At 57.5% G+C, this 15,912-nt stretch carries 15 protein-coding genes; 5 read left to right on the top strand and 10 right to left on the bottom strand.

The genetic code is table 11. The features are described from left to right. Nucleotides 1-93: 93 nt before the first annotated feature. From M8010_RS09930 to rpoE, 4 genes are all read right to left on the bottom strand, one after another. Complete coding sequence (locus M8010_RS09930; RefSeq protein ID WP_250090836.1) at nt 94-534, bottom strand: SoxR reducing system RseC family protein; 441 nt, start codon at nt 532-534, stop codon at nt 94-96. Beyond that, nucleotides 531-1,529, bottom strand: a complete 999-nt coding sequence (locus tag M8010_RS09935) for a MucB/RseB C-terminal domain-containing protein (RefSeq protein WP_502846211.1) — start codon at nt 1,527-1,529, stop codon at nt 531-533. The genes M8010_RS09930 and M8010_RS09935 overlap by 4 nt, the downstream gene beginning before the upstream one ends. 79 nt (nt 1,530-1,608) lie before the next feature. Continuing rightward, nucleotides 1,609-2,187 carry a sigma-E factor negative regulatory protein gene (locus M8010_RS09940; RefSeq protein ID WP_250090838.1) on the bottom strand — a complete coding sequence of 193 codons (579 nt, stop codon included), beginning with the start codon at nt 2,185-2,187 and terminating at the stop codon, nt 1,609-1,611. An 11-nt stretch (nt 2,188-2,198) separates the two neighbouring features. Further along, nucleotides 2,199-2,819 carry an RNA polymerase sigma factor RpoE gene (rpoE, locus tag M8010_RS09945; RefSeq protein ID WP_250090840.1) on the bottom strand — a complete coding sequence of 207 codons (621 nt, stop codon included), beginning with the start codon at nt 2,817-2,819 and terminating at the stop codon, nt 2,199-2,201. A gap of 199 nt (nt 2,820-3,018) precedes the next feature. Here rpoE and nadB point away from each other — a divergent pair, with 199 nt between their 5' ends. The 5 genes from nadB (at nt 3,019) to M8010_RS09970 (ending at nt 7,340) form a co-directional block, all read left to right on the top strand. After that, nucleotides 3,019-4,623: an L-aspartate oxidase gene (gene nadB, locus M8010_RS09950; protein WP_250090843.1), complete on the top strand. Its 1,605-nt coding sequence runs from the start codon at nt 3,019-3,021 to the stop codon at nt 4,621-4,623. A gap of 44 nt (nt 4,624-4,667) precedes the next feature. Then, a complete protein-coding gene (locus M8010_RS09955) occupies nt 4,668-4,922 on the top strand; it encodes an FAD assembly factor SdhE (protein ID WP_250090844.1) in 255 nt (84 codons plus the stop codon). Nucleotides 4,923-4,947: 25 nt separating this feature from the next. Continuing rightward, nucleotides 4,948-5,376: a hypothetical protein gene (locus M8010_RS09960; RefSeq protein ID WP_250090846.1), complete on the top strand. Its 429-nt coding sequence runs from the start codon at nt 4,948-4,950 to the stop codon at nt 5,374-5,376. 14 nt (nt 5,377-5,390) lie between these two features. Then, complete coding sequence (gene ygfZ / locus M8010_RS09965) at nt 5,391-6,389, top strand: CAF17-like 4Fe-4S cluster assembly/insertion protein YgfZ (RefSeq protein ID WP_250090847.1); 999 nt, start codon at nt 5,391-5,393, stop codon at nt 6,387-6,389. Nucleotides 6,390-6,506: 117 nt separating this feature from the next. Then, nucleotides 6,507-7,340 carry an HDOD domain-containing protein gene (locus M8010_RS09970; protein ID WP_250090849.1) on the top strand — a complete coding sequence of 278 codons (834 nt, stop codon included), beginning with the start codon at nt 6,507-6,509 and terminating at the stop codon, nt 7,338-7,340. Between the two features lie 147 nt (nt 7,341-7,487). On the opposite strand, the gene ung is transcribed toward M8010_RS09970, so the two are convergent. From ung to M8010_RS10000, 6 genes are all read right to left on the bottom strand, one after another. Then, entirely contained in the window at nt 7,488-8,231 is a 744-nt protein-coding gene (gene ung / locus M8010_RS09975; protein ID WP_250090851.1) for a uracil-DNA glycosylase, read from the bottom strand. Between the two features lie 2 nt (nt 8,232-8,233). Then, nucleotides 8,234-9,766, bottom strand: a complete 1,533-nt coding sequence (lysS, locus tag M8010_RS09980) for a lysine--tRNA ligase (RefSeq protein WP_250090852.1) — start codon at nt 9,764-9,766, stop codon at nt 8,234-8,236. Between the two features lie 52 nt (nt 9,767-9,818). Beyond that, a protein-coding gene (prfB, locus tag M8010_RS09985; RefSeq protein WP_250090853.1) for a peptide chain release factor 2 occupies nt 9,819-10,914 on the bottom strand; the annotation gives its coding sequence in 2 pieces (ribosomal slippage) (nt 9,819-10,841 and nt 10,843-10,914; 1,095 coding nt in all). A 445-nt stretch (nt 10,915-11,359) separates the two neighbouring features. Further along, on the bottom strand, nt 11,360-13,093 hold the full coding sequence (gene recJ, locus M8010_RS09990) for a single-stranded-DNA-specific exonuclease RecJ (RefSeq protein ID WP_250090855.1): 1,734 nt from the start codon (nt 13,091-13,093) through the stop codon (nt 11,360-11,362). Nucleotides 13,094-13,098: 5 nt separating this feature from the next. Next, the gene (gene thrC / locus M8010_RS09995) at nt 13,099-14,502 is read right to left on the bottom strand and encodes a threonine synthase (protein WP_250090856.1); all 1,404 of its coding nucleotides are present in this window, start codon (nt 14,500-14,502) and stop codon (nt 13,099-13,101) included. Between the two features lie 14 nt (nt 14,503-14,516). After that, nucleotides 14,517-15,818 (bottom strand): homoserine dehydrogenase, encoded by a 1,302-nt coding sequence (locus tag M8010_RS10000; protein ID WP_250090857.1) that lies wholly within the window; start codon nt 15,816-15,818, stop codon nt 14,517-14,519. Between the last annotated feature and the right edge of the window lie 94 nt (nt 15,819-15,912).

Consider the following 15,912-nt stretch of genomic DNA (forward strand, 5'->3'; position numbering starts at 1 on the left):
AACGACTTTTCACGGTCATTCTTTACTTTGAGCATTCAGGACCCCCTGATGAGCGATTGTTTGCAAATTATTGTGTGGTCAAAAGTGGTATTTTCAATGTGTCTGCATCTGCCTGACGTTAACCAATCTTGGCTCATAGTCCCGCGCAGGGTCCGAGCCAACTCGTCTGGCCACCAAAAAACCCGCTGCCATCCCCGCGGCGGCACCAAACATGGCGGCAGCGTCGTGGCCCCCTGAAAGCTGATGTCCCGATACTGCTCCAATCACCATCAAAACCAGAGGCAGTGCATACACCAGCAGAGACGCACCCAGCAGAGCCGACTCCTCAATGGCGACTGTCACCTCATCACCAACCCTCGCGCCAAGACTGTTGGTGACCAGCACCTGGTTGGCACGCCCGCCAGACACACTGGCCAATGCCCGCTGACCACAGCCATGGCGCGCAGAGCAGCTTTGGCAGGCACTGGTCCGGACTGTCTGCACCCAGACTCTGCCACCACTGACCGCCACCACTTTGCCTGTTTCCGTAATCATTGCCCGATTGCTCCGAATGCCAGGGTGTCGTCTACCCGGACGGACTCCGCAACCTTACGGGCCGTAGTGGGAGGAATTTCCCCGACGACCGTCACAAAAAAACCCGCGCCATCAATGTCGAGCTGTTTCATATATACGGTGGTGGCGCCAATGCGCGACGCCCCCGTAGGCATTGCAATTTTGCGGGCAGGCTCAACAAATACGGAAAATGCTGCCAAACCGTCTGAAAAAGCCACAGCCCGCCCTTTTCCGGAACGTGGCGCAGCCGCGGGGATAAAACCATCAGGTTGCCACTCAAGTGTCCAGCCGTCCATTCGCGGCGCCGGAGAAGCCGTCTGTTCCGGCGACAGATTCCTGGCAACCTCTTCTCCCTTGGTACGGATCACAAATTCGCTGTCTGAAAGACTGTCGGTAATTTCCAGACTGGTGAACTGGAAGTGTTCTAGAACCTCGCCATCTGATGAACGCACATGGCTTTTAACCAGCAGGCCAGTGGACTTTTCCAGCCATAGCTGATGACTGTAACGCAGGTCGTCTTTGGCCTTCAGGGCAAGCTTCACCACATCATAACCGGCAATGCGATCATCGCCGGCCAGCTGGGGCTGATACCAGCGACTGACCGGCATGAACTGACTTGAAAATGCTTCTGCAAAAGGACCGGAAGGAATGACCTGATCCAGCTGGATACGCCCGTGATCCGGAAGCACACAAACAACTCGCATTCCCTTGCGGACAATTTCACCGCTGGCACCGTCCTGGGGAACCAGGCGTTCTTCAACAACGCCGTCCTGATAGCGATGGGCGATCTGCATAGAGCTGACCTGGTCGCCCCGCGCGTAAACAAACACACCGCGGTAAGACGTCATATTCAAGGCGGGGCCCAGGCGATCCAGCCAGTACTCTGCATTCTCGGAATCGGTATCAGCAACGGCCTGCCCCATAAGGGAAGCGGCCATAAGAACCACCAGCGTCAGCAGCTGTCTGCCACGCTTCAAATACCGCCCCCGGATTCCAGTTACTGTTCTGCGAATCAACTATTCAACTCCGGCTATTATTCACGGTGAAATCATGGGCCTAGTAGCCCGACCCGGATGCGCTAACCAGCCTTGCGTAACCAACCGAACCACGCCCGGCCCCGACACTGTTGTGCTGGGCATGCTCAAGAAGGTAGCGGCTGACATGCTCCCATTGCTCTTCATCCAGGCCCTGCAGGGCAACCTCCTGCATTGGCTCAACCACCGTACCGGCATTCCGCCCCTCGGACTGTTCGGCAGTAATGCCGGCGTTGGCCATTGAGTCAGAGCTGTCTGCGGACTCCCACCCCGCGCCGGCGCCAAAACCCACTGCCAACGCAAGGGTTACCATTGCGACCGCGGGCCAATGCCACTTTCGCTCCGCACCAACCTGATGCCGGGCAACCGGGCCCGACAATGGCGGCGCCCCTCCGTCCAGCGCCTCTCTGACACCGGCACTGACATCTACCCGATCATCAGAAAGGTTTCCCTGATGCATCAGGTCGCGTACCTGCTGCCAACGTTGCCATTGGGCACGGACCTCATCCTGCCGGGCATGGGACAGCAGCCGGCGGACAGACAGCTCGTCTGCCTCGTCATCCATCATTGCCGACAGGGTTTCTTTGAGACGATCATCCATAGGACGCAACCTCATTCTGTCCGGGAATCATTTAACATGGGGCCAAGATGCCGATCCACCGCATCCCGTGCCCTGAAAATCCGCGATCTGACTGTACCAATCGGGCACTCGAGAATACCGGCGATGTCTTCATAACTCAGCCCGTCATACTCCCTGAGTAGAAACGCCGACCGGAGTTCCTCCGGCAGATTACCGATGGCCACCCCAAGAGCTTCCTGCAACTCGTCACGCTGCAACAGCTTTTCCGGTGACGCGTTGTCTCTCAGCCTCGAGCCATCGTCGAAGTTCTCGGCTTCAACGGCGTCTGCACTCCCCTGCGGACGACGACCGCGGGATTCCAGGAAATTCTTTGCCGTGTTCACCGCAATCCGGTACAGCCACGTATAAAAGGCACTGTCACCCCGGAAGCGGTCTATCGCACGATAGGCTTTGACGAAGGTTTCCTGGGTCAAATCCATCACTTCCTGGCTGTCGTAAACATAACGACTGATGATCGACGCTACCCGAGACTGGTATTTGACCACCAGAAGGTCAAAGGCAGGCCGATCGCCATGACGAACCTTCCGTACTAACTGAAGATCGGTCTGGCTCTCGCTGTTTTCTTCCTTGTGTCGTTCGGTATCCAAAGTCATGGACGGAGTGCCGGGGTTTCCATAGTGAGCAACAACTTGTTCTGCTTGCCTGTACTTCGGTGGATTCATACCGCTACCCGGTGTCCAATTAGGCTATGGCGCGCCCGGTTCGATGGGTGCACCCCGTCAGGCCAAATAGACAGCGGGCACAAAGTTTAGTTCAATACACTTCCATATTATGGCCTGCGATAACGACCCGATGCCACAATCCTACGAATTCGATGTTTTGATAATCGGCAGCGGCGCGGCCGGGCTGACCGTCGCTCTCAACTTGCCCGAACACCTTCAGGTTGCCGTCGTCAGCAAGGCTGACATCAGCAGCGGCGCAACACTTTGGGCCCAGGGAGGTATTGCCGCGGTACTGGATGACGACGACTCCCTGGAAAACCACATCAGCGACACGCTCAGCGCCGGGGGCGGTCTTTGCCACGAAGATGCCGTCCGGTTCACCGTGGAGCATGGCCGTGAAAGCATAGACTGGCTGATTGACAGCGGAGTCACCTTCACCCGCGATGACGAATCACACTACCATCTTACACGGGAGGGCGGGCATAGCCACCGGCGTATCATCCATGCTGCCGATGCCACCGGCCACGCAGTTTCCACCACACTGACATCTCAGGCTCAGGCGCGCTCCAATATTTCGCTGATGTCCGGCAGGGTTGCTGTTGATCTTATTACCCACCGTAAGCTTTCCCTACCAGGTAACGCCTGCGTAGGAGCCTATATCCTGAACCTGGAAGACAACCACGTTGAATTGTTCCGGGCGCGCTTCACGATTATTGCTACCGGTGGTGCCAGTAAAGCCTATCGCTACACCACCAATCCCGATGGCGCATCCGGAGACGGCATTGCCATGGCCTGGCGGGCAGGCTGCCGGGTCGGCAACATGGAGTTCAACCAGTTCCACCCCACCTGCCTGTACCACCCCCACGCCAAGTCGTTCCTGATTACGGAGGCGGTCCGTGGTGAAGGAGGCCTCCTTCTGCTTCCGGACGGCACCCGATTCATGGACCGGTTTGACGAACGGGGTGAACTGGCTCCCAGGGACATTGTTGCCCGAGCCATTGACCATGAGATGAAACGTTTGGGTGCCGATCATCTGTACCTGGATATCAGCCACAAACCGGCTGATTTTGTCAGACACCATTTCCCGACCATCTACGAAAAGTGCCTGACCTTTGGTATTGATATAACCAAACAACCGATTCCAGTGGTACCTGCCGCTCACTATACCTGCGGCGGCGTTCTCAGTGATGAGCGGGCCCGGACCGATATCAACCAACTCTATGTGGTTGGTGAGGCCGCGTTCACCGGACTGCACGGTGCCAACCGCATGGCCAGCAACTCCCTGCTGGAGTGCCTGGTATACGGCCGTGCCGCTGCCGCCGACATCGCGCGGCGGGAATCCGATATCCCGCCACCACCGGTAGCTCCTGACTGGGACGAAAGCCAGGTGAGGGATTCCGATGAGGACGTGGTAATCTCCCACAACTGGGACGAACTCCGACATTTCATGTGGGACTACGTGGGCATCGTCCGCACCACGAAACGTCTGCAGCGGGCCAAACACCGTATTGACCTGCTTGAGCGCGAAATCGGCGAGTTTTACAGCAACTACCGGGTATCCAATGACCTGCTGGAACTGCGGAACCTGGTCACCGTTGCCGACCTGATTATCTGCTCAGCCCTGCAGCGCAGGGAAAGTCGCGGGCTGCATTACACGCTGGATTTCCCGGGACTGCTCCACGAAGCAAAAGATACCGTACTGGTTCCTACAACCTACAGAAGACCATCCCCCTGATCGGGGCGAACCCTAGTGATTCTATAAGCCAACTGAGAGTATTCATGTCTGATAACACCGAGTTCAACCGCCTTTGGTGGCACAGCCGTCGCGGCATGCTGGAGCTGGACGTACTACTGATTCCTTTCCTGGAAGAGGCCTACCGGGATTTGCAGGCAGAGGACCAGGCCCGGTACCACAAACTGATCACCTGCGAAGATTCCGACATGTTTGAGTGGTTCATGCAGCGCAGCCGGCCGGACGACCCGGACCTTCAACGTATCGTCGATATCATTCTGAAACGTGTCCAGCCGGATTGATCTAACGATTTCGCCGTCACACCCGGTGGCTATTCTCTGCGCCCTGCCATGGTTGCTGCTCACGGCCCTGGTGACGCTCATAGCCAGCGATCATGGCTTGGTTCTGCTGCTACTGACCACACTCACGCTCGTCGGCGCCATCTTTCAGTATCGCCGAAACGGCTTGCTGTCAGACGCGAATTCCGTAACCGGTTTGCGGATTGAAAGCCAGCATTTTTACGCTCGCCTTGGCTCCGGTGAAGAAGTTGCCGTGGTGCCCGCCGCTGAAAGCCGAATGAGCGCCGGATTTGCCATCTTGAAACTGCAACCTGCCGGCTCCATATCCACTACGTATCCTGTTGTTCTGGTTGCGCTCACCCCCTGGCTCTGCAATACCCCACCAGAAGCATTCCGTCAGTTGCGGGTATGGCTTCGCCTGGGCAAGCAACCCCTCGATGTTCAGGAAACCCAATGATTCCGGAGCGCCCCATGTCAGATATTGAAAATACGACTGCCAGCCATCCACTGCCTGATCCCGCCCGCATTACCATTACCGACCGGGTTATTGTGCGAATAGCCGGCCCAGGAACCGATAAGTTTCTGCAGGGGCAATTCAGCCAGCAGATTGACGATGTCACCCAACGCCACTCCCCGAGAGCTGCCGCCTGCACTCCCAAAGGACGGGCCTATTGCCTGACCAGAATGGTAAGGGATGGTGATGACGTATTGATGGAAATGCCTGCTGAACTGGCTGACGAAACCGTCGCCCATCTGCGCAAATACCTGATGCTTTTCCGGGGCACCACCATGGAAGTGGAAGCCAGCGCCCGGATAGTCGGTCTGATGGGCGAGACCTCGGTACATGGACTGCTGCCGGATACCTCCGATAAATTGTCGGCTGCCGGGGACTCAGCGATCATTCACGGGGGCCACCTGATACGCACAATGAGCACCGCCGAAGATGTGACCCGCTACGAGCTCTGGCAGACCGGAGATCCGGATGAGTCTCTGCAGAAAGTGCTTGAAGATATTCCGCTAGCGAGCCTGGCCGACTGGCACGCTTCCGAGATTGCAGCCGGTGTAGCGGCGCTTACCCCTGCTACCAAAGAAGGTTTTGTACCGCAAATGCTGAACTGGCAGCATGTGGGTGGAGTTCACTTCAAAAAAGGATGCTATACCGGGCAGGAGGTCATTGCCCGCATGCATTTTCTGGGACAACTCAAGAAAAGCCTGTTTCGCTTCAAGACCGTGCAAGCCGCAACGCCGCCTGCCCCCGGCGAGGCCATTCTGGATGGCGACCGGCCGGTGGGCACCGTGATCAATTCTGTCGGTTTTGCCGATGGCACTGCAGAACTACTTGCCGTGGTGCGGCACGATGCAGTGAAGCTGAGCCTCGCACCTGAGAGTGCGCAAAATGCCACTCTTTCACTGCGCCCGCTGCCCTATTCCGTTTCCGAACGTGAACAATCGGAGCCGTCTGATACATAAGTTGACAGGAAGAGTCCTGATAATTTGCTATAAAGTACTTCATATACCTGAAAATTTTGGCCGTTCCGGATTTTTCCGCCGGCCATGCAACATTCAACAGGCGGACCACAGCTGATCATGTCGAACATTGTCGAAACCATAAAAACCGATCTGACCGATGCCATCGAAAACGACAAACTTGTATTGCCGACACTTCCGGAAGTTGCGTTGCAGGTGCGGGAAATCACGGAAAATGAGGATTCGGCGATACTAGATCTGGTCAAGGTCATCAGCAATGACACGGCTCTTTCTGCCCGCATCATACGCGTCTGCAACAGCCCTCTTTTCCGTGGCAGCCGCGCCATTGAAAACCTGAACATGGCGGTCAGCCGCCTTGGTATGGCATACACCAGTAACCTGGCCATGGGCCTGGCAATGGAGCAGATGTTCCAGGCCACGTCGGATATGATCGACAAGCGTCTGCGGGCCACCTGGCAGAAGAGTACCGAGGTGGCGGGTGTCTGCCATGTACTTGCACAGCATTACACCACGCTGAAGCCGGATCAGGCGACTCTGGCGGGGCTGGTCCACCTGATAGGGGTATTGCCGATTCTGCGCTATGTGGAAGACCAGGACATCCAGATCAGCAGTATCATGCTGGATAATGTGATCGATGAGATTCATCCGCGCATTGGCGCCACAATTCTGCAGAAGTGGGATTTTCCGAAGGAGCTTCAGAATGTGCCGCTGGAATATGCGAATCTGCACCGGGAGGTGCCGGCGGCGGATTATGCGGATCTGGTGTTGATTGCCAATCTGCAGTTGATTGCGGGTACGGATCATCCCTGGACGGAGGTGGACTGGAAGACCATTTCGGCGTTTGATCGGCTTGGGCTGGATCCTGAAGTGGATATGAACGAAGAAGAGGATCTGAACGCGCAGATGGAAGCGGCGATGGCCCTGCTTCAGTAGGTTTTGGGGGCTGGCCAGGGGGGCTGGGGTATTTTTTCTTTGGGAAAAGAACTCGCTGCGCTCAGACACCTTTTCCTGGCAGAAAAAATACCCCAGCCCCCCTGTCCGATCGAACTTTTTTCGGGCTTCCCTTCGCCACCCGCTGTGTTATCTCGACTGATTCTTACCGTATTGTTCCAGCAGCTCGGATTTGCTTGGTAAAGACCAATCGACGGTGGTTAGACCGTTTTGCTGTAACCACTCATTCGCCTGGGAAAAGTGCTTGCAGCCGAAGAAGCCGCGGTAGGCACTCAGTGGCGAGGGGTGTGGACCGTCCAGCACGAGGTGTTTGGTCCGGTCGATGTGCTGACCTTTCTTTTTCGCGTAACTTCCCCAGAGTAGGAACACCACGCTTTGCCGCTCCCGGTTGATGGTTTCGATGACGCGGTCTGTGAACGTTTCCCAGCCTTTGCCCTGGTGGGCGCCGGCCTGGCCCTGGACGACAGTGAGGACGCTGTTGAGCAGCAGTACGCCCTGTTCGGCCCAGGGCTGGAGGCAGCCGTGGTCCGGGGGCTGGATGCCCATATCATCCTGGATTTCCTTGAAGATGTTGACCAGCGATGGCGGTGTGGCCACGTGGGGGCGGACGGAGAAGCACAGGCCGTGGGCCTGGCCGGGACCATGGTAGGGGTCCTGGCCGAGGATGACCACGCGCACCTGGTCAAGCGGGGTGCTGTTCAGGGCGTTGAAGCAGAGGTGGCTGGCGGGGAACAGGGTTTTTCCGGCCTGTTCTTCCGCCGCGAGAAAGTCAGCCAGCTGTTTCATGTATGGCTGACTGAATTCGTTGCCAAGGTGCTCGGACCAGCCCCGGTTGGACTTTAGCTGGTTTGCCAGTACTTCCACCGGCTGCATGGTCAGCCCTCGTCTTTCCTGGTTTCCGCCTTGTGTTCCGGGCGCATGGCGGGGAACAGGATGACGTCCCGAATGGAGGCCGAATTGGTCAGCAGCATGGCCAGACGGTCGATGCCGATACCCTCGCCAGCGGTTGGTGGCAGGCCGTATTCCAGTGCCATGATGTAGTCATCGTCGTAGAACATGGCTTCGTCGTCACCAGCGTCTTTTTCCGCCACCTGGTCCTGGAAGCGTTCTGCCTGGTCTTCTGCATCGTTAAGCTCGGAGAAGCCGTTGGCGATCTCGCGGCCACCCACGAAGAACTCGAAACGCTCGGTGACGAACGGGTCGCTGTCCTTACAGCGTGCCAGCGGGGACACTTCTTTCGGGTAATCGGTGATAAACGTCGGCTGCATCAGGCGATGCTCGGCAGTTGCCTCGAAGATTTCGATCTGGACCTTGCCAAGCCCCCAGCCATTCTTGACGTGAATGCCAAGATCCTTGGCCACCTTGCGGGCACTGGTTTCATCGGCCAACTGTTCGGCCTTGATGTCTGGATTATGGCGCAGGATGGCATCCACCACAGTCAGTCGCTCAAACGGCTTGCCGAAGTCGTATTCGATGGTTTCTTCCTCACCATCCGCCAGGGTGCGGGTGTTCACTACAGTGGTGGTTCCCAGTACCTTCTGAGTGATGGTGCGCAGCATATCTTCGGTCAGGTCCATCAGGTCGTTGTGGTCTGCATAGGCCTGATAGAATTCCACCATGGTGAATTCCGGGTTGTGACGGGTGGAGAGCCCCTCGTTACGGAAGTTACGGTTGATCTCGAACACCCGCTCGAAACCACCCACCACAAGGCGCTTGAGGAATAGCTCAGGCGCGATGCGCAGGTACATGTCGATGCCCAGAGCGTTGTGATGAGTCACGAACGGCCTTGCCGTAGCTCCGCCCGGGATCACCTGCAACATCGGGGTTTCCACTTCCATGAAGTCCCGGTCGGTGAAGTACTGGCGCATGATACTGATGATCTTCGAACGGGCGTAGAACACCCGACGACTGTCCTCGTTCACCATCAGGTCAACGTAGCGATGGCGGTAGCGGGCCTCGGTGTCAGTCAGACCCTTGTGCTTCTCCGGCAGCGGGCGCAGTGACTTGGTGAGCAGTGTGTACTCGTCCATGCTTACATACAGATCGCCCTTGCCCGATTTGCACAGGATGCCACGCACACCAACGATATCCCCGAGATCCCAGTCCTTGGTGTCTTTCTGGACGTCTTTGGGGGCGTAGATCTGGATACGGCCGGTCATGTCCTGAACTACCTTGAAGGCTTTGCGGTCCAGCATCATGCGGCCGGCAATGGCCACCTGGACACCCATCTCTGCCAACTCTTCCTTGCTCTTGTCGCCGTATTTGGCCTGCAGCTCGGCAGCGGTGGCGTCGCGACGGAAGTCGTTGGGAAAGGCATTGCCCTGCTCACGCATATCAGACAGTTTGGCGCGACGCTCGGCAATCAGCTTGTTATCCTCTGGCTGTGCATTCTGGGTGTGGTCAGTCATGTTGGCTCACAAAATTCGGGAATTGTCCGGTTCAGCATGGCGATGGCGCTGGTTACAGCGCCATCTTCAGGCTGGCTTCGATAAACTTGTCGATGTCACCATCCAGCACCGCCTGGGTGTTGCTGGTTTCCACCTTGGTGCGCAAGTCCTTGATACGGCCGTCATCCAGCACGTAGGAACGGATCTGGCTACCCCAGCCAATATCCGCCTTGGCATCCTCGGCCCTCTGTTTCTCGGCGGTACGCTCCTGCATCTCGCGTTCGTACAGCTTTGCCTTGAGCTGTTGCATGGCCTTGTCCCTGTTCTGATGCTGGCTTCGGCCAGCCTGACAGGCGACGACAATGCCGGTGGGGTTGTGGGTCAGACGCACCGCGGACTCCGTCCGGTTAACGTGCTGACCACCAGCACCTGAGGCGCGGTAAACATCGACCCGCAGATCAGACGGGTCGATCTCGATTTCGAAGCTGTCATCCACTTCCGGTGATACAAACACGGACGAGAAAGACGTATGGCGACGGTTGCCGGAGTCAAACGGCGATTTGCGCACCAGCCGATGCACACCGGTTTCCGTGCGCAACCACCCGAAGGCATACTCACCCTGAACGTGAACAGTGGCACTCTTGATGCCTGCCACATCGCCTTCCTGCAATTCGACGATCTCGGCCTTGAACCCACGATTCTCAGCCCAGCGCAAATACATGCGCAGCAGCATGTTGGCCCAGTCCTGGGCTTCGGTGCCGCCGGAACCGGCCTGGATGTCCAGGTAAGCGTTGTTGCTGTCCATCTCGCCTGAGAACATACGACGGAACTCGAGTTTCTCGAGTTCCTTGTCGAGACTTGCCAGGTCGGCTTCAATCTCGGCGACCGTGCCCTCGTCCTCTTCCTCGGCCGCAATTTCCAACAGGCCATCAGCGTCGTCCAGGCCGGAGGTAAGGTTGTCAATCGTGCGGACAACCAGTTCAAGATCGGACCGCTCCTTGCCCAGCGCCTGGGCCCGGTCGGGGTCTTCCCATACCGAGGGTACTTCCAGTTCGCGCTCTACTTCGGTCAGTCTTTCACTACGCTGATCGTAGTCAAAGATACCCCCTGAGCGCTTCAGTGCGCTCCCGAAGGTCTTTTATCTTCGTAACAATGGGATTGATTTCCATGAAATCCTTACTCGCTCTCAGAAAATGGATGCGAACAAAATCAGACGCGAGATTCTACCGGAAATCTGTTCCTAAATCAGCCGGTGGTTTCTTTGAGTGGGTGCATGCATTGGTCGGTGAGGCCCTTCCAGGATACGCGGTGAATACGTCCCTGTACGCTCGACAAAAACATCCATGTTTTTGACGATCCTGAAAGGGCCTCACCGACCAATGCCCAGAGCCCACAGTTAACGTCAGAACCGTTGGATTAGAGGCACCGCCTCGTAATCCAACAATGTCCGGTCCTACGGCGTTAACTCTCAGGTTTGATCGGGCCTGGGGTGGGGGTATCTTTTCTGCCAGAAAAAGGTGTCTGAGCGAAGCGAGTTCTTTTTCCAAAGAAAAGATACCCCCACCCCGGGCCCGGCCCGCCAAGGCCGAAGCCCTGGGCGCCAGACTCAAAGCCTCAGGCCAAAGGCTCCAGATAATCCACCAGAAGCTGCAGGTTAGTACGCCCGCGAAAAGTATTGACATCAGGCTTGTACACCACCCGCGCCCCGGTTCTGGTGTAGTCGGGCACTTCCGGCCCGGTGTTGAAGGCAATGCCGTCGATGATGGCACCGCCCTCTTCCAGCTGGAGAACCAGTTTCAGATGGTTCTCACCAACGATTCGCTGGCTGACCACACGGAAGTTGCCGTCGAACAGCGGCTCCGGGAAATGCTGCCCCCAGGGGCCGGCGCGTTTCAGCAGGGTCGCGGTTTCCAGGTGTAGTTCGTCCGGGCTCAAGGGGCCGTCGGTGGTGATGGCGGCTTCAAGGTCTTCCGCCCGGAGGGTATCGCGTACGGCTCTGTCGAAGGCCTCGCTGAAGACGTCCAGATCGCTGCGGGCCAGGCTCATGCCGGCAGCCATGGCGTGGCCGCCGTACTTTTTCATCATGCCAGGGTGGCGGGCATCGACCACAGCAAGCACATCACGGATATGCAGCCCGGGGATGGAACGGGCGGAGCCCTTGATATCCTCGCCATTATCATCCGGGGCAAAAGCGATGGTCGGGCGGTGCGTCTGTTCGCGGATGCGGGCGGCCAGTATTCCGATCACACCCTGGTGCCAGTCGGTATCAAACAGCGCCAGCCCCCAGGGCAAACCTTCGATATCCAGTGACATGGAGGCCAGCAGATCCTGTGCCTGGGTTTTCATGTCTTTTTCGATGGTGCGCCGTTCGCGGTTGAAGGTGTCCAGCTCGCGAGCCAGTCGCTGGGCTTCCTCACGGCTGTCCGCCACCAAGCAGGCGATACCCACGCTCATGTCGTCCAGGCGGCCGGCGGCGTTAAGGCGGGGGCCGACCACAAAACCCAGATCAGTGGAGCTGATTTCGCTATGATCGCGCCCAGCCACTTCCAGCAGCGCCAGGATACCCGGCCGGGCTTCGCCCTGACGGATGCGGCGCAGGCCCTGTTCCACGAAAATGCGGTTGTTGTGGTCCAGTGGTACTACGTCGGCCACCGTGCCGAGTGCGACCAGATCCAGAAGGTTGCCCAGGTTCGGCTGCGGATCTGGCAGCAAACCCTGCTCCCGGAGATGTTTACGCAAGGCCGTCAGCACATAGAACATCACACCCACACCCGCCGCGTTCTTGCTCAGGAACGGGCAACCAGGCTGGTTCGGATTCACAATCGCATCAGCGTCAGGCAAGATTTCCCCGGCCAGGTGATGGTCGGTGACAACCACTTTGATACCCAACTCCCGCGCAGCGCTGACCCCTTCAACCGCGGAAATACCGTTGTCCACGGTAATCATCAGGTCTGGAAGGGAATCTTCTTCCTGCAGCCGATGAATGATACCGGGCGTCAGTCCGTAGCCATCGGAAAAACGGCTGGGCACGCGGAAATCGATGTCGTTCAGCCCCAACATGCCCAGGCCCAGCATGGCCACAGCGGTGCTGGTGGCGCCGTCGGCATCAAAGTCACCCAGAACCAGCACCCGCTGCTGACTGGTAATCGCCTCAGTCAGCAGAGATACCGCGCGGTCAATTCCCCGGAGTTCCATGGGAGAGGCCAGGTGCTTCAATGAATAGCTGAGCTGGTCATCGGAGGTGACGCCACGGGCTGCGTAAAGGCGACGCAGCAGTGGGGGCAGGTTGTTACCCCAGTCCGGGCTGGTTTCCAGGCTGGGGCGACGCAGGATTTTTTTCGGTGTCATACCGATCAGGTATTCTTCCAGTGTTTGGCGATAAAGTCCTGCACGGCTGGCAGGTCGTTATCCAGCACGGTGTATTGCTCTTCGCGCTCGAACAGATCAGACATGTGTACCGGCAGCGACGGAGCTGCCTTGACACCGGAGCGCAACACGGCGTCCGGAAACTTGGCCGGGTGAGCCGTGCCCAGGGTAATCATGGGTATGGCCGGGTCGCGGCGACAGTTGCGGGCAGCGCGCACCCCGATGGCGGTATGCGGGTCCAGCAGATATTCGTTCTGCTCGAAGATTTCACGAATGGTGTCCGTGGTTCCTTCATCACCGACCGCATCGCTATCGAACAACTTACGTGCATGCTTCCAGCGGTAATCTTCAATACTGACCGGCCCCTTGGAAGCATTCTCCAACAGCTCTTTGACAGCGATTCCATCCCGCCCATGGAGATCAAATAACAGGCGCTCGAAGTTGCTGGATACCATGATATCCATGCTCGGCGACAGGGTATGCTCCAGCTTGAGCTGCTCGTACCGATTACCGCTCATGAAGCGATGCAGGATGTCGTTCCGATTGGTGGCAATCACCAACTGGGAGATCGGCAACCCCATTTTCTTGGCCAGGTAACCGGCAAAGATATCGCCGAAGTTACCGGTTGGCACGGAAAACGCCATGCTTCGATCCGGGCCACCAAGGGCCAGGGACGCGTGAAAATAATAGACAATCTGGGCCATGATGCGGGCCCAGTTGATGGAATTCACTGCGGCCAGCTGTGTTTTCCCACCCAGGAAAGACTGGTCACCAAAGCTTGCCTTGACCATGCGCTGGCAGTCGTCAAAATTGCCGCGCACGGCGATGTTGTGGATATTGTCGCCCTTCACGGTGGTCATCTGGCGACGCTGCACTTCGGAAACACGCTCATGGGGATGCAGGATGAATATGTCCACATGCTTGCAGCGGCGGCACCCCTCAATGGCGGCGGAACCGGTATCGCCGGACGTCGCACCCATGATCACCACGTGCTGTTGACGCTTCTCCAACACGTAGTCCAACAGACGTCCCAGTAATTGCAGAGCGAAATCCTTGAACGCCAGCGTAGGGCCACGGAACAGTTCCATAACCCACTCATTGGTGTCCAGCTGAACCAGTGGTGCCACCGCTTTGTGGGCAAACACGTCGCCGTAGGTGTCGTCCAGCATCCTGCGGAAATCCTCCGCCGGAATGGCATCGTCCACAAACGGATACATCACCTTGAAGGCCAGCTCACTGTATGAGAGGCCGCGCCAGCTGCGGATTTCCTCGAGGCTGAAATGGGGCAGTGATTCCGGGACATACAGGCCACCATCGGTGGCCAGGCCAGTCAGCAGGACATCTTCAAAACCCAGGGCGGGAGCTTCGCCCCGTGTACTGATGTATCTCACCTTGCGCGTTCCTGTCAGTTAAAGTTTTCGGCACGGATGCGAATGACTTTTCCGTCGATGTCACTGAGGGCTTCCAGTTCTTCAATGGCGCGGTTGATCTGGCGCTCCTGGACCGTGTGGGTCAGGATAATAACCGGAATGCGACCATCCTTCAGCTCCGATTCCTTCTGCATGATGGACTCGATATTGATGCCGTGCTCGCTCAGGATAGACGCTACTTTTGCCAGCACACCGGGGCGGTCCAGCGCCTGGATACGCAGGTAATAGGCAGACTGGATATCCTCCATGGGCAGTACCGGAAGGTCTTCCATTGCCGAAGGTTCAAAGCCCAGATAAGGCACACGCTGGTTGCTTTCAGCAGCAACGGAACGGGCCGCATCGATGATGTCGGCAATAACGGCAGATGCTGTGGCTTCGTCGCCCGCACCGGGGCCGTAATACATGGTCTGGCCGACGGCGTCGCCATCCACCAGTACGGCGTTCAGCACGCCATCGACCTGAGCGATCAGGTGACTGCGGGGAACCAGGGTAGGATGAACCCTAAGCTCAATGCCCTCATCGCGGCGACGGGCGATACCCAGATGCTTGATGCGATAGCCAAGAACCTCGGCGTGGGCAATGTCGTAGGGGGTAATTTCGGAGATACCCTCGGTGTAGGCTTTCTCGAACTGAAGCGGCACCCCAAAACCCGCCGAGGCCAGAATGGTCAGCTTGTGGGCTGCGTCGATACCTTCAACGTCAAAAGTGGGATCAGCTTCAGCATAGCCCAGATCCTGCGCCTCTTTGAGCACCTCGGCGAATTCACGGCCGGCACGCATTTCAGTCAGGATGTAGTTACCGGTGCCGTTGATGATGCCGGCAATCCAGTCGACCCGGTTGGCCGCCATACCTTCACGAACCGCCTTGATAACGGGAATCCCGCCAGCAACACCCGCTTCGTAGGAGACGATTACGTTCTTCTTGGCAGCGGCCTCGAAAATCTCATTGCCATGAACCGCAATCAGGGCCTTGTTGGCTGTTACCACGTGCTTGCCATTCTTGATGGCTGCCAGCACCAGCTCACGCGCAGTTTCATAACCGCCAATCAGCTCGACCACGATGTCGACCGAAGGGTCATTCACCACATCAAAAACGTCAGTACTGAACGGAATATCCCCCAGATCAATATCTTTGCGGGGGGTGCGCGTCGCAACCCGGGCAATTCGGATATTGAAACCTGTTCGGCCTGTTATCAGGCTGGCATTCCGGGTCAACACGTTGAACGTGCCACCACCGACTGTTCCCAGTCCGCAGATTCCGACATTGACGTCTTTCAAGCTTTCACCTCTGTTCCCGATGGGTTGCTGTGGGGAGCGACAGTATAACGGTTAACGCGCGCTCGAATAAGCCCCACCCGACGAACAGGCGGAA

The organism is Marinobacter sp. ATCH36 (assembly GCF_023555055.1).
Lineage (GTDB): Bacteria > Pseudomonadota > Gammaproteobacteria > Pseudomonadales > Oleiphilaceae > Marinobacter.